At 70.5% G+C, this 16,895-nt stretch carries 14 protein-coding genes and 1 pseudogene; 8 read left to right on the plus strand and 7 right to left on the minus strand.

Features of this window, described 5'->3' with window-relative positions; translation table 11 throughout:
• Positions 1-93 precede the first annotated feature (93 nt).
• Together RM609_RS08660 and RM609_RS08665 are read left to right on the plus strand one after the other, a co-directional pair.
• Positions 94-1,035: a helix-turn-helix domain-containing protein gene (locus RM609_RS08660; protein WP_311609322.1), complete on the plus strand. Its 942-nt coding sequence runs from the start codon at positions 94-96 to the stop codon at positions 1,033-1,035.
• Complete coding sequence (locus RM609_RS08665) at positions 935-1,294, plus strand: DUF397 domain-containing protein (protein ID WP_311609697.1); 360 nt, start codon at positions 935-937, stop codon at positions 1,292-1,294. Before RM609_RS08660 ends, RM609_RS08665 begins: the two co-directional genes overlap by 101 nt.
• A 185-nt stretch (positions 1,295-1,479) precedes the next feature.
• On the opposite strand, the gene RM609_RS08670 is transcribed toward RM609_RS08665, so the two are convergent.
• Positions 1,480-2,061 carry a helix-turn-helix domain-containing protein gene (locus RM609_RS08670; protein WP_311609323.1) on the minus strand — a complete coding sequence of 194 codons (582 nt, stop codon included), beginning with the start codon at positions 2,059-2,061 and terminating at the stop codon, positions 1,480-1,482.
• 97 nt (positions 2,062-2,158) lie between these two features.
• On the opposite strand from RM609_RS08670, the gene RM609_RS08675 reads away from it, so the two are divergent.
• From RM609_RS08675 to RM609_RS08685, 3 genes are all read left to right on the plus strand, one after another.
• The gene (locus tag RM609_RS08675; protein WP_311609324.1) at positions 2,159-2,968 is read left to right on the plus strand and encodes an aldolase; all 810 of its coding nucleotides are present in this window, start codon (positions 2,159-2,161) and stop codon (positions 2,966-2,968) included.
• Positions 2,968-3,861 carry a dihydrodipicolinate synthase family protein gene (locus RM609_RS08680; protein WP_311609325.1) on the plus strand — a complete coding sequence of 298 codons (894 nt, stop codon included), beginning with the start codon at positions 2,968-2,970 and terminating at the stop codon, positions 3,859-3,861. The genes RM609_RS08675 and RM609_RS08680 overlap by 1 nt, the downstream gene beginning before the upstream one ends.
• A gap of 104 nt (positions 3,862-3,965) precedes the next feature.
• Complete coding sequence (locus tag RM609_RS08685) at positions 3,966-4,313, plus strand: VOC family protein (RefSeq protein WP_311609327.1); 348 nt, start codon at positions 3,966-3,968, stop codon at positions 4,311-4,313.
• Positions 4,314-4,344: 31 nt separating this feature from the next.
• Here the strand turns inward: RM609_RS08685 and RM609_RS08690 are convergent, their stop codons facing one another.
• Positions 4,345-6,330: a Xaa-Pro dipeptidyl-peptidase gene (locus tag RM609_RS08690; RefSeq protein WP_311609328.1), complete on the minus strand. Its 1,986-nt coding sequence runs from the start codon at positions 6,328-6,330 to the stop codon at positions 4,345-4,347.
• A gap of 168 nt (positions 6,331-6,498) precedes the next feature.
• Between RM609_RS08690 and RM609_RS08695 the strand changes: the two genes are divergently transcribed.
• Both RM609_RS08695 and RM609_RS08700 read left to right on the plus strand, forming a co-directional pair.
• Entirely contained in the window at positions 6,499-8,031 is a 1,533-nt protein-coding gene (locus RM609_RS08695; RefSeq protein ID WP_311609330.1) for a M1 family metallopeptidase, read from the plus strand.
• 144 nt (positions 8,032-8,175) lie between these two features.
• Positions 8,176-8,910, plus strand: a complete 735-nt coding sequence (locus RM609_RS08700; RefSeq protein ID WP_311609331.1) for a MerR family transcriptional regulator — start codon at positions 8,176-8,178, stop codon at positions 8,908-8,910.
• A 44-nt stretch (positions 8,911-8,954) separates the two neighbouring features.
• Here RM609_RS08700 and RM609_RS08705 read toward each other — a convergent pair whose 3' ends face one another.
• The 4 genes from RM609_RS08705 to RM609_RS08720 all read right to left on the minus strand — a co-directional run bounded on the left by RM609_RS08705 (position 8,955) and on the right by RM609_RS08720 (position 14,781).
• Positions 8,955-11,126 carry a 3-hydroxyacyl-CoA dehydrogenase NAD-binding domain-containing protein gene (locus tag RM609_RS08705; RefSeq protein WP_311609332.1) on the minus strand — a complete coding sequence of 724 codons (2,172 nt, stop codon included), beginning with the start codon at positions 11,124-11,126 and terminating at the stop codon, positions 8,955-8,957.
• A 77-nt stretch (positions 11,127-11,203) separates the two neighbouring features.
• Positions 11,204-12,418: an acetyl-CoA C-acetyltransferase gene (locus tag RM609_RS08710; RefSeq protein ID WP_311609333.1), complete on the minus strand. Its 1,215-nt coding sequence runs from the start codon at positions 12,416-12,418 to the stop codon at positions 11,204-11,206.
• Positions 12,419-12,466: 48 nt separating this feature from the next.
• On the minus strand, positions 12,467-13,609 hold the full coding sequence (locus RM609_RS08715) for an acyl-CoA dehydrogenase family protein (RefSeq protein WP_311609335.1): 1,143 nt from the start codon (positions 13,607-13,609) through the stop codon (positions 12,467-12,469).
• Positions 13,606-14,781: a CaiB/BaiF CoA transferase family protein gene (locus tag RM609_RS08720; RefSeq protein ID WP_311609336.1), complete on the minus strand. Its 1,176-nt coding sequence runs from the start codon at positions 14,779-14,781 to the stop codon at positions 13,606-13,608. Before RM609_RS08720 ends, RM609_RS08715 begins: the two co-directional genes overlap by 4 nt.
• A 180-nt stretch (positions 14,782-14,961) precedes the next feature.
• Between RM609_RS08720 and RM609_RS08725 the strand changes: the two are divergent.
• Positions 14,962-16,495: pseudogene (locus RM609_RS08725) on the plus strand (alpha/beta hydrolase).
• 7 nt (positions 16,496-16,502) lie between these two features.
• Here the strand turns inward: RM609_RS08725 and RM609_RS08730 are convergent.
• Entirely contained in the window at positions 16,503-16,871 is a 369-nt protein-coding gene (locus RM609_RS08730; RefSeq protein WP_311609337.1) for an MmcQ/YjbR family DNA-binding protein, read from the minus strand.
• Positions 16,872-16,895 lie beyond the last annotated feature (24 nt).

Genomic DNA, 16,895 nt, shown 5'->3' on the forward strand with positions numbered 1-16,895 from the left:
TGTCTGAACGGGAATCAAGACTCCACCCGTGACATGTGGCTGACCAGACAGTTTTCCATTCCAGGAAGCTCTGGAATGGGGGGAGTTGAGCACGTGAGCGAGGACGCGGAAGTCGAGACGCCCGCAGCGATGTTCGGCAAGGAGATCAAGCACGCGCGGGAAGCGCGCGGGTGGACCCAGGCCCAGCTGGCCGAGAAGCTGTGGTGTCGGCAACCGTACGTGAGCAAGGTGGAGAGCGGTCAGCAGCTCGCGTCACCGCAGTTCGCGGAGATGTGCGACGAGGTGTTCGGTACGGCGGGTGTCTATGCGCGGATGCGGCAACGGGCGGCGGATGCGGGGAATCCGATCTGGTTCATCCCGTACCTTCAGCTCGAACGCGAGGCGCGTTCCGTCTGCGATTACTCCCCTACATTCGTGATGGGCATGCTGCAAACGCCGGAGTATGCCAAAGCCGTCTACCGGTCCGCTCGCCCGGACGACTCGGCGACCGAGATCAAGAAGCGGGTAGTCGAGCGAATGCGACGGCGAGAACTCTTCGACAGCGCCAACCCTCCGTCGCTGTGGGTGATCCTGCATGAGTCGGTTCTGTGGTCCCACGTGGGTGGCGTCGAGGTCATGCGGGGGCAGCTTCAGCACCTGATCAACGTGACAGAGTCCCCGCACATCACCATCCAGGTCCTCGGCTTCGACGGGGGTACTCCGCCACGAGGGGTGCCGTTTAATGTGCTGACGCGGCGGGACGGGACCGAAGTCCTGTACGAGGAAACCTATGAACGGGGGCAGGTAGACGACTCGGCGGAAGCAGTGGCCCGAGCGCGCGCGGCATACGAGCGCCTACGTGCTGATGCCCTTTCCCCCGCCAACTCCCTGGCCCTCATCCGGCACGTTTTGGAGGCGTACGCTCATGAGCACCATCCACGACCTCTCCCACGCGATATGGGAGAAGTCCAGCTACAGCCAAGGCAATGGCGGGCAATGCCTCGAATGGGCCCCCGCACACGCGCCTACCGGCGTCGTCCCCGTCCGGGACAGTAAGCGCCCTGACGGGTCCGTACTTGCCGTGCCTGCTGCCGCCTGGTCCACGTTCGTGGCGTGGGAGAAGTCCAGCTACAGCGAAGGAAATGGGGGAATGTGTGTCGAATGGGCCCCCATCATCGCCCCCACCGGCATCGTCCCCGTCCGGGACAGCAAGCGGTGCCCCGACGGGCCCGTGCTCACCCTCCCCGTCGCTTCCTGGTCCGCGTTCGTGGCGGGAGTCAGGCGCTGTCCGGTGGGTCGGTCGGTGGACGGATAGAGGCAGCGCACGAAGCGGCTCCTGATGCTGATGGGGCGCGTTCTCTGGCGTACACGCCCTTACGCGCTGCCGCGCATCCTTGAACGCGGGTGTCCTTAACGGTGTCGGCGACCTCCGCGAACGGTCACAACGGCTGCGCCGTCATGACCACGCCCCAGGCCGGTAGCCGACCTCGCACCCGCGCCTCACGGGAGGTGCGGGTGCGGCGTGTCCGGCGCGTCGTGGTCGTCGCAGACCATGAGGAGCAGTGCCGCGCGCTCCGCGCTCAGGGAGCGCACCTTGTGCGGGATCGTGGCCTTGAAATAGACGGAATCACCCGGGCCCAGCTCGACGGAGCGTGCGGGAAACAGAAGCTCCGCCCGGCCCGTGTGGACGAAGAGGAACTCCTCGCCCGGGTGGTCCCGGAAGGGCACCCCGTCCGCGTCATGCGGCGGATACAGCATGAACGGTGTCATCCGCTTCGTGCTGGCCTGGAGGGCGATGCCCTCGTAGCGGGAGCCGGGCTCCTGCTCGGGGGTGAGGGGGGTGCGTTCCCCGGCTCGGGTCACCGTGACATCCGTCAGCTGCTGGCCTTCCGTGAACAGGCTGTCGAGGTGGACCTCCAGGGCGCGGGCGAGGGCGGCGGCGACGGCGATGGAAGGCGTGCTCTGGCCTCGCTCGACCTTCGACAGGTAGCTCTTGGTGACACCGGCGCGCTCGGCGAGGACCTCAAGGGTCATCAGCCGTTCCTTGCGCAACTGCCGCACCCGATTGATCACCGTGCTCATCTCCCTCTCGACCGGTGGAAATCCTAGTACGCCCCCTCTTCCGGCATGACACCTGGTGTCATATGGTGATCCAAGTTTCCTGAGATTGGAGCACCGCATGGCAACGACCCTGCGCGACACCAAGGGATCCCTCGTGGCCCGCGCCCAGCGGCAGATGCGCGAGCACTTCGGCGAATCCGCTCTGACCACCCGCCAGAAACTGGCCCTCACCTGCCGCATCCTGTTCGACGGCGGCCATGACTCGGGGCTCGCCGGGCAGATCACCGCCCGCGCCGAGGCCCCGGGTACGTACTACACCCAGCGGCTCGGGCTCGGCTTCGACGAGATCACCGAGGACAACCTGCTCCTGGTGGACGAGGACCTCAACGTCCTGGAGGGCGACGGCATGGCCAACCCGGCCAACCGCTTCCACTCCTGGATCTACCGGGCCCGCGAGGACGTGAACTGCATCGTCCACACCCACCCCCTCCACACCTCCGCCCTCTCCATGCTCGAAGTGCCCCTTGTCGTCTCCCAGATGGACACCACCCCCCTCTACGACGACTGCGCCTTCCTGAAGGACTGGCCGGGGGTGCCCGTCGGCAACGAGGAGGGCGAGATCATCACCGCCGCCCTCGGCGACAAACGGGCTGTTCTCCTCGCTCACCACGGGCAACTCGTCACAGGCGCGAGCGTGGAGGAGGCGTGCGATCTCGGGATGCTCATCGAGCGCGCCGCGCGGCTCCAACTGCTGGCCATGGCCGCCGGCACGATTCAGCCCCTGCCGCACGAGCTCGCCAAGGAGGCGCACGACTGGACCTCCACCGACCGCCGCAGCCAGGCGAACTTCGCGTACTACGCGCGCCGCGCCCTGCGCAACCACCCCGACTGCGTCACCACCGGAACCACCGAAGGGAAGGCCCTCTGATGTCCGTACCGCCACCGCTCGCCGGGATCATCGCGTACCCCGTCACCCCCTTCTCGCCCGACACCGGAGGACTGGACCTCGACGCCCTGCGCCGGCTGACCACCGATCTGGTGGACGCGGGCAGCCATGCGGTCGCTCCGCTGGGCAGCACCGGTGAGAGCGCTTATCTGACGGACGCCGAGTGGGAAGCCGTCTGCGCGACGACCGTGGAGACCGTGGCCGGCCGGGTCCCGACGCTGGTCGGTGTCTCGCACTGGAGCACGGAGACGACCGTGCGCCGGGCCCGTACGGCGGCCCGGTACGGCGCGAGCGCGATCATGGTGCTGGCCCAGACGTACTGGAAGCTGACCCCGGACGAGCTCCGCCACCACTTCACCACCGTCGCGGCGGCCACGGACCTTCCCGTGATGCTCTACAACAACCCGGGCACGAGCGGTGTCGACCTGTCGCCGGAGGCCATCGTCTCGCTCGCCGGGAAGATACCGAACCTGACGATGGTGAAGGAGAGTTCGGGGCAGGTCGCGCGCTTCCGCGAGATCCTGGACCGCTCCGAGGGCGCCCTGTCCGTCTACAACGGCAGTAATCCCGTCGCCCTCGACGCGTTCCGTTCCGGTGCCGTCGGCTGGTGCACGGCGGCGCCCTGCCTGGTGCCCAGCCGGTGCCTGGACCTCTACGAGGCCTTCCGGGTCGGCGATGCGCCGCCGGCCGACGAACTGCTGGCCGAGCTCCTTCCCCTGCTGAAGTTCATCGTCGGCCACGGCCTGCCCCGCGCGGTCAAGGCCGGGCTGGACCTCCAGGGCCGCCCGGCGGGCCCGCCCCGCCCGCCCCTGCTGCCGCTGCCCGCCGGGGACAGGGAGGAGCTGCGCGCCATGCTGGATGCGCTGGGCGCCTGAGCGGAGACGGATGGGTCCTGCCGCGAAAGCGTGTGCGGTGGCGGATGCGCCGTAGTACTCCTGGAAGTTCCAACGACACGTCTGTTCTCACTTGGAGTCGCCCGATGGCCGTTCGTCGCGTTGTGCCCAACATCCAGTCGGAGGCCGCGCAGGAGAGCCGGGAGTTCTACGGCCTGCTGGGCTTCGAGGAGGTCATGAACCACGGCTGGATCATGACACTCGCCTCCCCGTCCAGCCCGGCAGCGCAGATCAGCGTCATGACCAGCGACAAGACGGCGCCGCTCGCCCCCGACATGAGCGTGGAGGTGGACGATGTGGACGCGGCCTACGCGGTCATGCAGCGGATCGGTGCGGAGATCGTCCACCCCTTGCAGGACGAGGAGTGGGGGGTGCGGCGGTTCTTCGTCCGCGACCCCAACGGCCGTGTGATCAACGTGCTGGGCCACCGCTGACACCTTTCCGGAGACCGACGTCCCGGCGCGACTAGGGCCGGTGCGTCAGCTCCGGCACCCGCAGCCCGTGCGGCGGCGACACGGGAGCGATGCCCTCGGCCACAGCACCCCGCGTTGCCCGCGCGAACGCCGCCGCTCCGCCGACCAGCGGCAGTTGGGCCGACGCCCGGTGGAGGTCCACCGAAACGTGCGGGGTCGTGCTCGCCGGGACGATCAGGCCCGCGTCCGTGCCGGCCACGATCAGGGCCAGGCGGTGGCCCGCCGGGACGATGTGGTCGGTGGCGGCGAGGTCCAGGGTGATGGTGTAGGGCTTGCCCGGGGTCAGGGGGCGGCCCTGGGAGAGGTTCGCGTAGTGGCCCAGGTCGGCCCAGCCGCGGCTGAAGACGGTGTGGCCGACGGTGGCCTTGTCGGCGGCCGTCCGCTTGAAGCAGCCGGTGTCGCCCGGGGTGCCGGCGCCCCAGCAGTCGCTGTCCGGGAGGGTGAGGATGCCCTCGCCGTCCCCCGCGTAGTTGCGGATCGTGGCCGGGCCGAGGTCGACGAGGACGGCGGAGAGGTGCGCCGAGGCGGTCGACGGGGTGACCGTCAGCCGGACCGTCGAGGAGCCCGCCAGGCGCAGGTCCTGGGAGAGCGGGCGGGTGATGAAGCCCGCCTTGTCGCCGGTGGGTGTGTCGACGTGCGTCGCCCAGTCGGTCTCACCGGTCTTCGGGTCGTCCGTGAACTCCGCCGTCGCGCCGCGCGGCGCGGGCTCCGTGCCCAGTGTGCCGACGCCGGGCACCGGGCCCGTCCCCGGTCGCAGGGCGGTCGTGCGCGTGCCGCTCGGCGGCCAGACGCGGTCGGTGGACCACTGGTCGGGGGCCCGCTCGACGTCGGCCATCGGCTCGCGCTCGACGCCGTTGTCGTAGCCGAGGAGGTAGTGGTCGAACCAGCGGTGGAGGGTGGTCACCCAGGCGTCACGGCGGAGGTCGAACGGGTCGACGTGACCCGCCGACGACAGCCACACCTTCCGCTCGACGCCGTGCGCGGCGAGCGCGTCCCACCACTGGCCGAAGTGCTTGGTGCGGACGTTGAGGTCCTGCATGCCGTGGACGGCGAAGACGCTGGCGCGCACCTTGCCGGCGTCCTTCACGTAGTCGCGCTCGCTCCACAGCCGCGTCCAGTCGCCGGTGCGGGGCGCGCCCTCGACGAGTTGGCGCTGGACGGCCTGGCAGCGGCCGCGCGCCTCGGGGCTTTCGATGCCGTCGGCGAGGCCGTCGGGGCCGCCGTCGTAGAGGGCGGCGCCCTTGGCGAAGTAGTAGTCGTACCAGGAGCTGATGGCCCCGATGGGGACGATCGTCTTGAGGCCCTTGACGCCGGTGGCGGCGACGGCGTTGGCGATGGTGCCGTCGTAGCTCTTGCCGATCATGCCGACCGCGCCGGTGGTCCAGTCCGCCGTGACGGCGGTGGTCCCGGTGCGTGAGGAGTAGCCGCGGGCGCGGCCGTTCAGCCAGTCGACGACGGCCTTGGCGGACTGGACGTCGGAGCGGCCGCCGATGTCCACGCAGCCGTCGGAACGGTTGGTTCCGGTGAGGTCGACCAGGGCGACGGCATAGCCGCGCGGAACGAAGTAGTTGTCGTAGTAGAGGGGGAACTGCACCGGGTTCCCCTGGGCGTCGTACGTCTTCTTCTGGCTCTCGTTGCCACGTCCGCAGCAGGAGTAGTACGGGCTGGCGTCCATGATGACCGGCACCTTGCGGCCCCGCTCGGCGGCCTCGCGGGGGCGGACGATGTCGACGGCCACCCGGTCGGAGCGGCCGTCGCGGTCGCCGTCGACGCGGGTGTCGACCCATATGGACTCGCGGACGGCCCGGCCGTAGTCGTAGACGGGTCTGCTCTCGCCCGGTGGTTTCGCGCCGTTCGCCGCGGGGGCGGCGAGCGCCGGGGTCGGCAGGAGCACGGCCAGCAGGGCGATCAGTGCCGTCAGTGCTGTGGGGAGGGATTTCGTCCAGGGGATGCGGGAGTTCCGCTCGGGTATCGGCATGGTGCGGACGGTAGCGCGGGAAAACCGCTGTGCAGAAGGGGGTTTGCGGGGTCTACGGTGTCACCGGTGTGTCGATCACATGACAGAAACCACCATGGACATACCCGCCTCACCAATGAGTACATAGGCTGCGATTGATCTCTCGCCCCCTACGAGTTGGAGTGCCTCGTGCGTCACAGACTGATCGTTCCGGCCGCGGCCGCCGCCTCCCTGCTGCTGGCGATCCCGGCATCGGCGGCCGAGCCCACGCAGGGCGCTCCGGGCGTCGGCGACTCGTACTACCCGACGGCCGGGAACGGCGGCTATCACGTCTCCCACTACGACCTCCGGCTGAAGTACCAGCCGCAGACGGACAAGCTGGAGGGCACGGCCACCCTCACCGCCACCACCACCCAGGCGCTGTCCCGTTTCAACCTGGACTTCGCCCTGGACGTGAGCGAGGTGACGGTCAACGGCAAGCCGACCTTCTTCGCCAAGTCGGGCGACCACGAACTGGAGATCACTCCCTCCGCGCCGCTGCCCGAGGGCAAGCAGATCACCGTCGTGGTCCGCTACAGCGGCACCCCCTCGCAGGTGAAGATCGGCGGTTACTCCGCCTGGCAGCGCACCCCCGACGGCGCGGTCGTGGCCAACGAGCCGGAGGCGGCGGCCTGGTGGTTCCCCAGCAACGACCACCCGCGCGACAAGGCCACCTACGACATCTCCATCGCGGTGCCGGACGGCCTCCAGACCGTCAGCAACGGCGAGCTCAAGTCGCAGTCGTCCAAGCTGGGCTGGACGCGCTACAACTGGCGCGCCACCAAGCCGCAGGCCTCGTACCTGACGACGCTGGCCATCGGCAAGTTCGACATCACCACCGACAAGACGGCGGACGGCCTTCCGGTCCTCAACGCCTACAGCAAGGACCTGGGCGACAACCTCGCCTCGGCCAAGGCCAGCGTCGAGCGCTCCGCCGAGATCATCGAGTGGGAGAGCAAGATCTTCGGCCCGTACCCGTTCAACGCGATCGGCGGCTACGTCCCGAACGTCAAGACGGGCTACGCGCTGGAGACCCAGACCCGCCCGTACTACAGCCCCTCCGGCTTCGCCAACGGTGCCAACACCTCCCTCATCGTGCACGAGCTCGCCCACCAGTGGTTCGGCGACAACGTGTCGGTGAAGAACTGGCGTGACATCTGGGTCAACGAGGGCTTCGCCACCTACGCGCAGTGGCTGTGGTCGGACAAGGAGGGCGAGGGCACCACGCAGGAGCTCGCCGACTACACCTACGACGGCATCCCGGCCGACAACGCCTTCTGGAAGGTCAAGCCGGGCGACCCGGGCGCGGACAACCAGTTCCACGCCGCCGTCTACCAGCGTGGCGCGGTAGCCCTTCAGGCGCTCCGCAACAACGTCGGCGACAAGGCGTTCTTCGCGATCCTCAAGGGCTGGCAGACCGACAACAAGTTCGGCAACGGCTCCGTGCAGGACTTCGTGGCGTACGCCGAGAAGGCCTCCGGCAAGCAGCTGAAGAGCCTCTTCGACACCTGGCTCTTCACGGACAGCAAGCCGAGCGCCACCGTCGCCGCGAAGGACGGCATCGGCAAGGCCGGCAAGTCCGCCAAGTCCGGCAAGGCGCTCGCGGCGCCGGCCAAGGCCGCCGAGCCCAAGTCCTGGAAGAAGATCCAGGCCGCGCAGAACGGCCACGGCCACCAGCACTGATCACCACCCGCCTCAGCGGTGGCAGGGCCCGTCGTCACGGACGACGGGCCCTGTGCCATTGCGGTACGGGTGGGGGTTTCACAGCAGTGGTGACACAGCAATACTGTTGAACCCGCAGGGCGCGACAGGAGAGCGAGGCACCACATGGCCACCGGGACCGAGGAACCCTCCCTCACCGTCGACGAGTTGGCCGCCCGCGCCGGCGTCACCGTCCGGACGGTCCGCTTCTACAGCACCCGGGGCCTGCTGCCCCCGCCCGAGATAGGCCCCCGCCGCGTCGGACGCTACGGCTCAGGCCACCTGTCCCGGCTCGCGCTGATCGAGGAACTCCAGCACCAGGGCCTCACGCTCGCCGCCATCGAGCGCTATCTCCACCGCCTCCCACCGGACCTGAACCCCCACGACCTGGCCCTCCACCGCGCCCTCGTGGCCTCCTGGGCCCCGGACCGTGCGGAGGAGGCGACCTTGGAGCAGCTGGAGCGCCGGGCGGGCCGCCCGCTGACCGAGGACGACCTCGACCGGCTGGCCGCCATGAACGTTCTGGAGCGCGGGGAAGACCTTCCGCAGGCGACGTACAAGGTTGACCCGACCATCCTCCACCTGGGCATCCGGCTGCTCGACGTCCCCGTCCCGCTGGAGACGCTGCGCCAGGCCAGGGCCGTGGTCCTGGAGCACACGCGAGCGACGGCCAAGGAGCTGACGCGTCTCTTCCAGTCGCAGGTGTGGGGACCGTACCGGCGGCGGGAGAACGATCCGGACCAGGTGGAGTCGATGCGCCAGCTGTCCGCGCACATGCAGCCACTGGTGGTGCAGGCCTTGGTCACGGCGTTCCAGCGGTCCATGCACGAGGAGCTGAAGGCGACGTTCGCGGACGAGTGACGGTCGGGTGCCCCCGGGGGCACCCGACTCGCCACCCAGCCCGCCTAGGCGTCCGTGAAGGTCTCGCCCTTCTCCGCCTTCTCCACCAGCAGCGCGGGCGGCGCGAACCGCTCGCCGTACGCCTCCTGGAGCTCGCGGGCGCGGGCCAGGAAGCCCGGCAGCCCGCCCTCGTAGCCATTGATGTACTGGAGGGCGCCGCCGGTCCAGCCGGGGAAGCCGATGCCCATCACCGAGCCGATGTTGGCGTCGGCGACCGACGTCAGCACGCCTTCCTCCAGACAGCGGACGGTGTCCAGGGCTTCGGAGAAGAGCATCCGCTCCACCATGTCGGCGAAGGGGATCCCGGCGCCCGGCCCGGCGTCCGGCCGGCCGAAGTGCTCCGCCAGCCCCGGCCACAGCCCGGCGCGCTCGCCGTCCACGTAGTCGTAGAACCCGGCGCCGCCGCTCCGGCCGGTGCGCCCGAACTCCTCCACCATCCGGTCGATGACCGCGTCGGCCGGGTGCGGCGTCCACGTGCCACCGGTTTCCTCCACGGCCCGCCGGGTCTCCTCGCGGATTTTGCGGGGCAGAGTGAGAGTCAGCTCGTCCATCAGCGAGAGCACCTTCGCCGGATAGCCCGCCTGGGCCGCCGCCTGCTCGACGGACGCGGCGGGGAGGCCCTCGCCGATCATCGCCACGCCCTCGTTGATGAACCGGCCGATGACGCGCGAGGTGAAGAAGCCCCGCGAGTCGTTGACGACGATGGGCGTCTTGCGGATCCGCCGGACCAGGTCGAAGGCGCGGGCCAGGGCCTCGGCGCCGGTGCGCTCGCCCTTGATGATCTCCACCAGCGGCATCTTGTCGACGGGCGAGAAGAAGTGCAGCCCGACGAAGTCGACGGGCCGCTCCACGCCCTCCGCGAGCAGGGTGATGGGCAGTGTGGAGGTGTTGGAGCACAACAGCGCGTCGGGGGCGACGACCTGCTGGATCTCCTGGAAGACCTTGTGCTTGAGCGCCGGGTCCTCGAAGACCGCCTCGATGACGACATCGCAGCCCGCGAGGTCGGCGACGCCGGCGGTGGGGGTGATCCGGGCGAGCACCGCGTCCCGCTCGGCCTCGGTCGTCCGGCCCCTGGCGACGGCCTTGTCGAGGATCCGCTGCGAATACGCCTTGCCCTTGGCGGCGTTCTCGGCGGAGACGTCCTTGAGGACGACGTCGAGGCCGGCCTTGGCGCAGGCGTAGGCGATGCCCGCGCCCATCATGCCCGCGCCGAGGACGGCGACCTTGCCGACGGTGCGCGGGGCGATGCCCTGCGGGCGGCTGCGGCCGGAGTTGACGGCCTGGAGGTCGAAGAAGAACGCCTGGATCATGTTCTTGGCGGTCTGCCCGGTGACCAGCTCGGTGAAGTAGCGGGCCTCGATGGCCTGCGCGGTCTCGAAGTCGACCTGCGAGCCCTCGACGGCGGCCGCGAGGATGTTGCGGGGCGCGGGGTAGGGGGCGCCGCCGGTCTGCTTGCGCAGGGTGGCGGGGAAGGCGGGGAGGTTCGCGGCGAAGCGCGGGCTGGCGGGGGTGCCGCCGGGAATCTTGTAGCCCTTCTCGTCCCAGGGCTGGCGGGAGGTGGGGTGGGCGTCGACGAAGGCGCGGGCCTTGGCCAGCAGGTCCTCGGGGTCGGAGGCGACCTCGTGGATCAGGCCCGCTTCCAGGGCGCGGCGGGCGTTGTACTGGGTGCCCTGGAGGAGAAGCTTGAGGAGGGCGTCGGTGATGCCGAGGAGGCGTACGGTGCGGGTGACGCCGCCGCCTCCCGGCAGCAGGCCGAGGGTGACCTCGGGCAGGCCGATCTTCGTGCCGGGCGTGTCGAGGGCGACGCGGTGGTGGCAGGCGAGGGCGATCTCGTAGCCGCCGCCGAGGGCGGCGCCGTTGATCGCGGCGACGACGGGGACGCCGAGGGTCTCGATGCGGCGCAGGTCGCGCTTGACGGCCATGCCGGCGTCGAAGACACGCTGGGCGTCGGCGGGGGTGGCCTTGATCAGCTCGCGGAGGTCTCCGCCCGCGAAGAAGGTCTTCTTCGCGGAGGTGACGATCACGCCACGGATCTCCTCCTTCTCGGCCTCCAGGCGGTCGGCGACCGCGCTGAGGGAGGCCTTGAAGGCGTCGTTCATGGTGTTGGCGGACTGGGCGGGGTCGTCGAGGGTGAGGGTGACGACGTTGTCCGCGTCGCGGTCGTAACGGATGGTCATTTCGGGGTCTCCAAGTGCCGGTGGGTTTGTCGTGTCGGTTGGGTTGTCAGGGCCCGGGGCACAGCCAGCCGCAGGCGTCACACCCGTTCCACCACCGTCGCGATCCCCATCCCGCCCCCGACGCACAGCGTGATCAGCCCGTACCGGCCGTCCCGCCGCTCCAGCTCGTCCACGACCGTGCCGAGCAGCATCGCTCCCGTCGCCCCCAGCGGATGCCCGAGCGCGATGGCGCCGCCGTTGACGTTGACCTTCTCCAGGTCCGCGCCCATTTCCTCCACGAATCGCAGCACGACCGCCGCGAACGCCTCGTTGACCTCGATCAGGTCCATGTCGTCGATGGTCAGCCCCGCCTTGGCGAGCGCCTTGCGCGTGGCGGGGGCCGGGCCGGTGAGCATGATGGTCGGCTCGGAGCCGGAGACGGCGGCCGAGACGATACGGGCCCGGGGCCGCAGCCCGTAACGCTCGCCGACCTCGCGATTGCCGATGGCCACGAGCGACGCGCCGTCGACGATGCCCGAGGAGTTGCCCGCGTGGTGGACGTGGTCGATCTTCTCCACCCAGTGGTACTTCTGGAGGGCCACCGCGTCGAAGCCGCCCTGCTCGCCCAGGGCCGCGAAGGAGGGCTTGAGGGCGGCGAGGGAGTCGACCGTAGTGCCGGGGCGCAGGTGCTCGTCGCGGTCGAGGACGACGAGGCCGTTGCGGTCGCGTACGGGCACCACGGAACGGTCGAAGCGGCCGTCCTTCCACGCGGCGGCGGCCAGCTCCTGCGACCGCGCGGCGAAGGCGTCCACGTCACGGCGGGAGAAGCCGCCGAGCGTGGCGATCAGGTCGGCGCCGATGCCCTGCGGCACGAAGTTGACGTCCAGGTTGGTCATCGGGTCCGCGAACCACGCGCCGCCGTCGGAGGCGATGGGCACCCGCGACATCGACTCGACGCCGCCCGCGAGGACCAGGTCCTCCCAGCCGGAGCGGACCTTGGCGGCGGCGAGGTTGACGGCCTCCAGGCCCGAGGCACAGAAGCGGTTCTCCTGGACGCCCGCCACGGTGTCGGGCAGCCCGGCGGCGATGGCGGCGATCCGGGCGATGTCGGAGCCCTGGTCGCCGATGGGGCTGACGACGCCGAGCACGATGTCGTCGATCGCGGCGGGGTCGAGGTCCGGGAAGCGCCGCCGGAGCTCATGGATCAGCCCGACGACGAGGTCGATGGGCTTGGTGCCGTGGAGGCCGCCGTTGGCCTTGCCACGGCCGCGCGGGGTGCGGATCGCCTCGTAAACGTACGCTTCGGTGCTCAAGGGCGTGGGCCTTTCGGGGGGTTGGGGAGGACTGGGGAGGGGAGAGGTTCAGGAGAGCAGGGAGCGGCCGATGATCTCCTTCATGATCTCGGTCGTACCGCCGTAGATCGTCTGGATCCGTCCGTCGGTGAACGCCTTCGCCACCGGGAACTCGGACATATAGCCGTACCCGCCGTGCAGTTGCAGACACCGGTCGGCGACGCGCTTCTGGAGCTCGGTCGCCCACCACTTGGCCATGGAGGCGTGGACGGCGTCGAGCTCGCCCCGGTCGTGGTCGGTGACGCAGCGGTCGATGAAGATGCGGGTGACCGCGCACTCGGTGGCCATCTCGGCGATCTCGAAGCGGATGTGCTGGAGCCTGGCCAGCGGCCGGCCGAACGCCTCGCGCTCCTTGACGTAGCGGGTGGTGATCTCCAGCAGGTGCTCGGCCGCGGCGATCGCGGAGACGGCGATGCTCAGCCGCTCCTGCGGCAGATTGGCCATCAGATGGCCGAACGCGCCCTGCGGTTCGCCCAGCAGGTTCTCCTTGGGGACGCGGACGTCGTCGAAGAACAACTCGGCGGTGTCCTGCGCCTTCTGCCCGATCTTGTCGAGGTTGCGGCCGCGCTCGAAGCCCGGCATGCCCCGCTCGACGACCAGCAGGCTCAGCCCCCTGGCGCCGCCCTCCGGCGTCGTCCGGGCCACGACGACGACCAGGTCGGCGAGGATGCCGTTGGAGATGAACGTCTTGGCGCCGTTGAGCAGCCAGTGGTCGCCGCGGTCCTCGGCGGTGGTGCGGATGCCCTGGAGGTCGGAGCCCGCGCCGGGCTCGGTCATGGCGATGGCGCTGATGGTCTCGCCCGAGCAGAACCCCGGCAGCCAGCGCCGCTTCTGCTCGTCGGTCGAAAGGCGCGCCAGATACGGGCCGACCATGTCGTTGTGCAGTTGGACGGCGAGGCCTGCCGCGCCGGCGCGGGCGAACTCCTCGGCGAGCACGGCGCTGTAGCGGAAGTCCGGGTTGCCCCCGCCGCCGTACTCCTCGGGCACGGCGAGGCCCAGCAGCCCCTGGCGCCCGGCGGCCCGCCAGGCGTCGCGGGAGACGATGCCGTCCTTCTCCCACTGCTCCTGGTGCGGGGCCACCTCCTTGGCGAGGAAGGTGCGCACGGTCTCGCGGAAGGCTTCGTGGTCGGCGGTGAAGAGCTGACGCTTCATCGGTTCTGACTGCCTTTCTCTGCCGCGCCGGCGCCCGGCGCGTGCCGTCCGAGACCGGGGACGTCCCAGTCACGGGCCACCTCGGCGGTGTCCGCCCCCGGCCGCGCGGGCGGCCGGCGCACGGAGCCGGGGGTGGCGGAGAAACGGGGGGCGGGGGCGGGCTGGGTGATGCCGCCGTGGCCGGTGAAGGTGGCGCGCGCGGCGAGGTGCGGGTGGTCCGGGGCCTCGCGCAGCGACAGGACGGGCGCCACGCACGCGTCCGAGCCCTCGAACACTGAAGTCCACTCCGCCCGGGTGCGCTGCCGGAAGCACCCGGCGATGGCGGCCCGCAGCTCGCCCCAGCGGGCGGGGTCCTCGCGGGGAGGCGCTTCCTGACCGAGGCCCAGCAGACGGGTGAACTCGGCGTAGAAGCGCGGCTCGAGCGCGCCCACCGCCATGTATCCGCCGTCGGCCGTCTCGTACGTGCCGTAGAAGGGCACCCCGCCGTCGAGGAGGTTGGCGCCGCGCCGGTCCTGCCAGCGGCCGGCCGCGAGCATGCCGTGGAGCATCGCGGTGAGATGGGCGGTGCCGTCGACGATCGCGGCATCCACGACCTGTCCCGGGCCGCCGGCGTGGACGTGCTGAAGGGCGGCGAGGATCCCGATGACCAGGTAGAGGGAGCCGCCCGCGTAGTCGCCGAGGAGATTGGCGGCGGCGTAGGGCGGCCCGTCGGCGGGCCCGGTCAGGCCGAGGGCACCCGTGACGGCGATATAGCCGATGTCGTGCCCGGCACTGGGGGCGAGCGGCCCGTCCTGGCCCCAGCCGGTCATCCGCCCGTAAACGAGCGCGGGATTGCGGGCCAGCGCGGCGTCGGGGCCCACGCCCAGGCGTTCGGCGACGCCGGGGCGGTAGCCCTCGATCAGGACGTCCGCGCGGGCGGCCAGATCGAGGACGGTGCGCGCGCCGTCCTCGGACTTGAGATCCACGAGGACGGAGCGTTTGTTGCGGTTGGTGATGTCGTGGGCCGGATCGATGGCCAGCCCGGGCCCGCCGGGCCGTTCGACGCGCACCACGTCGGCGCCGAGGTCACCGAGAAGCATGGCGGCGAACGGTCCCGGCCCGATCCCCGCCAGCTCGACCACCCGCACCCCGGCGAGCGGCCCGCTCACTGCCGTCCCTGTCCCGTCATCCATACGGACCCCACGTCCTTGTGACACAACCGCTGTAACACTCGTGATGTTAAGAACGCGTTCTACCGACCACAAGGGTCTTGCGGATCGTCTGTGCGGGTTCGCTGGTAGGGATAGCCCCACCGGGGGTGGGGGGACCGTCGTAGTGAGTGGGAATGGCTGTTCCGCTTAGCGTCTGACGGTGTGAGACATCCACGGAACTCCATCGTCGGCCTTGCCCTCGCCGCCTGCCTCGGCTCGGCCCCCACCGCCACGGCCCCCGCCGCCTCCAAACCCGGGGCCGGGCTCGACCGTTACTACGACCAGCGGCTGGGCTGGGGCCGCTGTGCCAAGGGCCCGGGCGACACCGTGGGCCTCGACCTGGACAAGGCCGGTGCGCAGTGCGCGGACGTCGTCGTGCCGCTCGACTACGCCGACCCGGGGGGCCGTACGCTCACCGTCGCGTTATCCCGGCTCAAGGCCACCGACACCCGCCACCGCATCGGTTCGATCCTGCTCAACAACGGCGGTCCCGGCGGCTCCGCCGTCGAGTCCCCGCCCGAGTTCCACGGGTGGATGAAGAAGGCGGGCCCGCGCTACGACATCGTCGGCTTCGACCCGCGCTTCGTCGGCCGCAGCACCCCGCTCGACTGCGGCTGGCCGGTCAGCACCAATCTCTTCTCGGCCGGTCCGGGCCGGGCGGGCTTCGAGCGGCAGGTCGCCCTCCAGAAGGATCTGGCCGCCAAGTGCCGCGCCACCAACGCCTCCGTGCTGCCGCACGTCAGCACGCGCAACACGGCCCGTGACATGGACGTCATCCGCGGTGCGCTCGGCGAGAAGAAGATCTCCTACTTCGGCTACTCGTACGGCACCTACCTGGGCACCGTCTACACCCAGATGTTCCCCGGACGCACCGACCGCATGGTCCTCGACGGGGCCCTCGATCCGCGTAAGTTCGGCCCCCGGCTGCTCCAGGATGCCGTCGGCGCGAACGAGCGGGCGCTCGCCGACTGGGCAGGCTGGGCCGCCGCCCGCGACGATACGTACCGCCTCGGCCGCACCCGTGCCCGGGTACTCGCGACCGTCGACCGCGTGATCAGGGCGTCCGCGCGCGGTCCGCTGACCGTCGGTACCGCCCCGGAGGTCTTCCGGCTGGACGACACCCAGATCCCGTTCGTCCTGTTCGCCGGACTCGACAGCGACACCGATGCGTCCCGGGCGGCGCTCGGCGAGCAGGTGTCCGTGCTGAACAAGGCCGCGGCCGGGCAACCGGCTGTCGCCCCAGTTCGCGGGGATCCTGCGGCTCGCGACGACCGGCGAGCAGTCGCCCCACGGCAGCGTGCAGTCCGCGGTCATCTGCGGGGACCGGGCGGCCCCGCGCGACCCCGAGGTCTACTGGCGGGACATCGAGCGCGGCCGCGCCGCGTACCCGCGCTTCGGCGCACTGGCCGACAACATCGGCCCGTGCGCGTTCTGGGACCGGCCCCGGGAGGAACCCACTCAGGTGACCCAGGACGCCAAGGTGCTGATCGTCTCGGCCACCGGCGACCCGCGCACACCGCACAAGGGCGCCGTCGCCCTCCACGGACTGCTGCCGAGTTCCAAGCTGCTCACCCTGGAGGGCGCCAACCGGCACGCGATCTACGGCCTCTACGAGAACGCGTGTGTCGACGACAAGGTCAACGACTACCTCGCCACCGGCGAGCTGCCCTCACACGACCGGAGCTGCGCCAAGTAGGCCGACGTCAGTCCGCGTCGAGCTCGGCGACGAGCCGCTTGGGGGCGATGGTCCGGTAGCTCTCCTCCACCCAGTCGCAGAGCAGCTCGACGGGCACATCGGTGCCGGTCAGCGGGATGGTCACCCAGCCCGAGCGGCCCAGCCCGTAGCCCATGAGCGCGGCGCCGGGGACGGTCAGGGCGTGGCCGTGGGACGCCTCGTCCATGAGCTTGAGGCCGATGCCGGCGGACTCGGCGTCCCCCTCGGCGCCGAGGAAGACGAAGATCTTCTTGTTGACCTTGACGACCGCCCCGTCGTCCCAGGGGAAGTCCTCGAAGGCGCCGGGGAGGGAGAGGGCGAACGTGCGGACGCGGTCGCGGACTTTGAGGGCGGGCATGAGTGGTGGTGCCTCCGGGAGTCG

Origin of the sequence: Streptomyces hesseae (genome assembly GCF_031845785.1) — a bacterium.
In the GTDB taxonomy this organism is placed as follows: domain Bacteria; phylum Actinomycetota; class Actinomycetes; order Streptomycetales; family Streptomycetaceae; genus Streptomyces; species Streptomyces hesseae.

Coding starts and splice junctions, on each gene's coding strand:
- RM609_RS08700 (WP_311609331.1), top strand. CDS start 8,176: ATGGCCACCGGGACCGAGGAACCCTCCCTCACCGTCGACGAGTTGGCC.
- RM609_RS08685 (WP_311609327.1), top strand. CDS start 3,966: ATGGCCGTTCGTCGCGTTGTGCCCAACATCCAGTCGGAGGCCGCGCAG.
- RM609_RS08680 (WP_311609325.1), top strand. CDS start 2,968: ATGTCCGTACCGCCACCGCTCGCCGGGATCATCGCGTACCCCGTCACC.
- RM609_RS08720 (WP_311609336.1), bottom strand. CDS start 14,781: ATGGATGACGGGACAGGGACGGCAGTGAGCGGGCCGCTCGCCGGGGTG.
- RM609_RS08705 (WP_311609332.1), bottom strand. CDS start 11,126: ATGACCATCCGTTACGACCGCGACGCGGACAACGTCGTCACCCTCACC.
- RM609_RS08730 (WP_311609337.1), bottom strand. CDS start 16,871: ATGCCCGCCCTCAAAGTCCGCGACCGCGTCCGCACGTTCGCCCTCTCC.
- RM609_RS08670 (WP_311609323.1), bottom strand. CDS start 2,061: ATGAGCACGGTGATCAATCGGGTGCGGCAGTTGCGCAAGGAACGGCTG.
- RM609_RS08690 (WP_311609328.1), bottom strand. CDS start 6,330: ATGCCGATACCCGAGCGGAACTCCCGCATCCCCTGGACGAAATCCCTC.
- RM609_RS08715 (WP_311609335.1), bottom strand. CDS start 13,609: ATGAAGCGTCAGCTCTTCACCGCCGACCACGAAGCCTTCCGCGAGACC.
- RM609_RS08675 (WP_311609324.1), top strand. CDS start 2,159: ATGGCAACGACCCTGCGCGACACCAAGGGATCCCTCGTGGCCCGCGCC.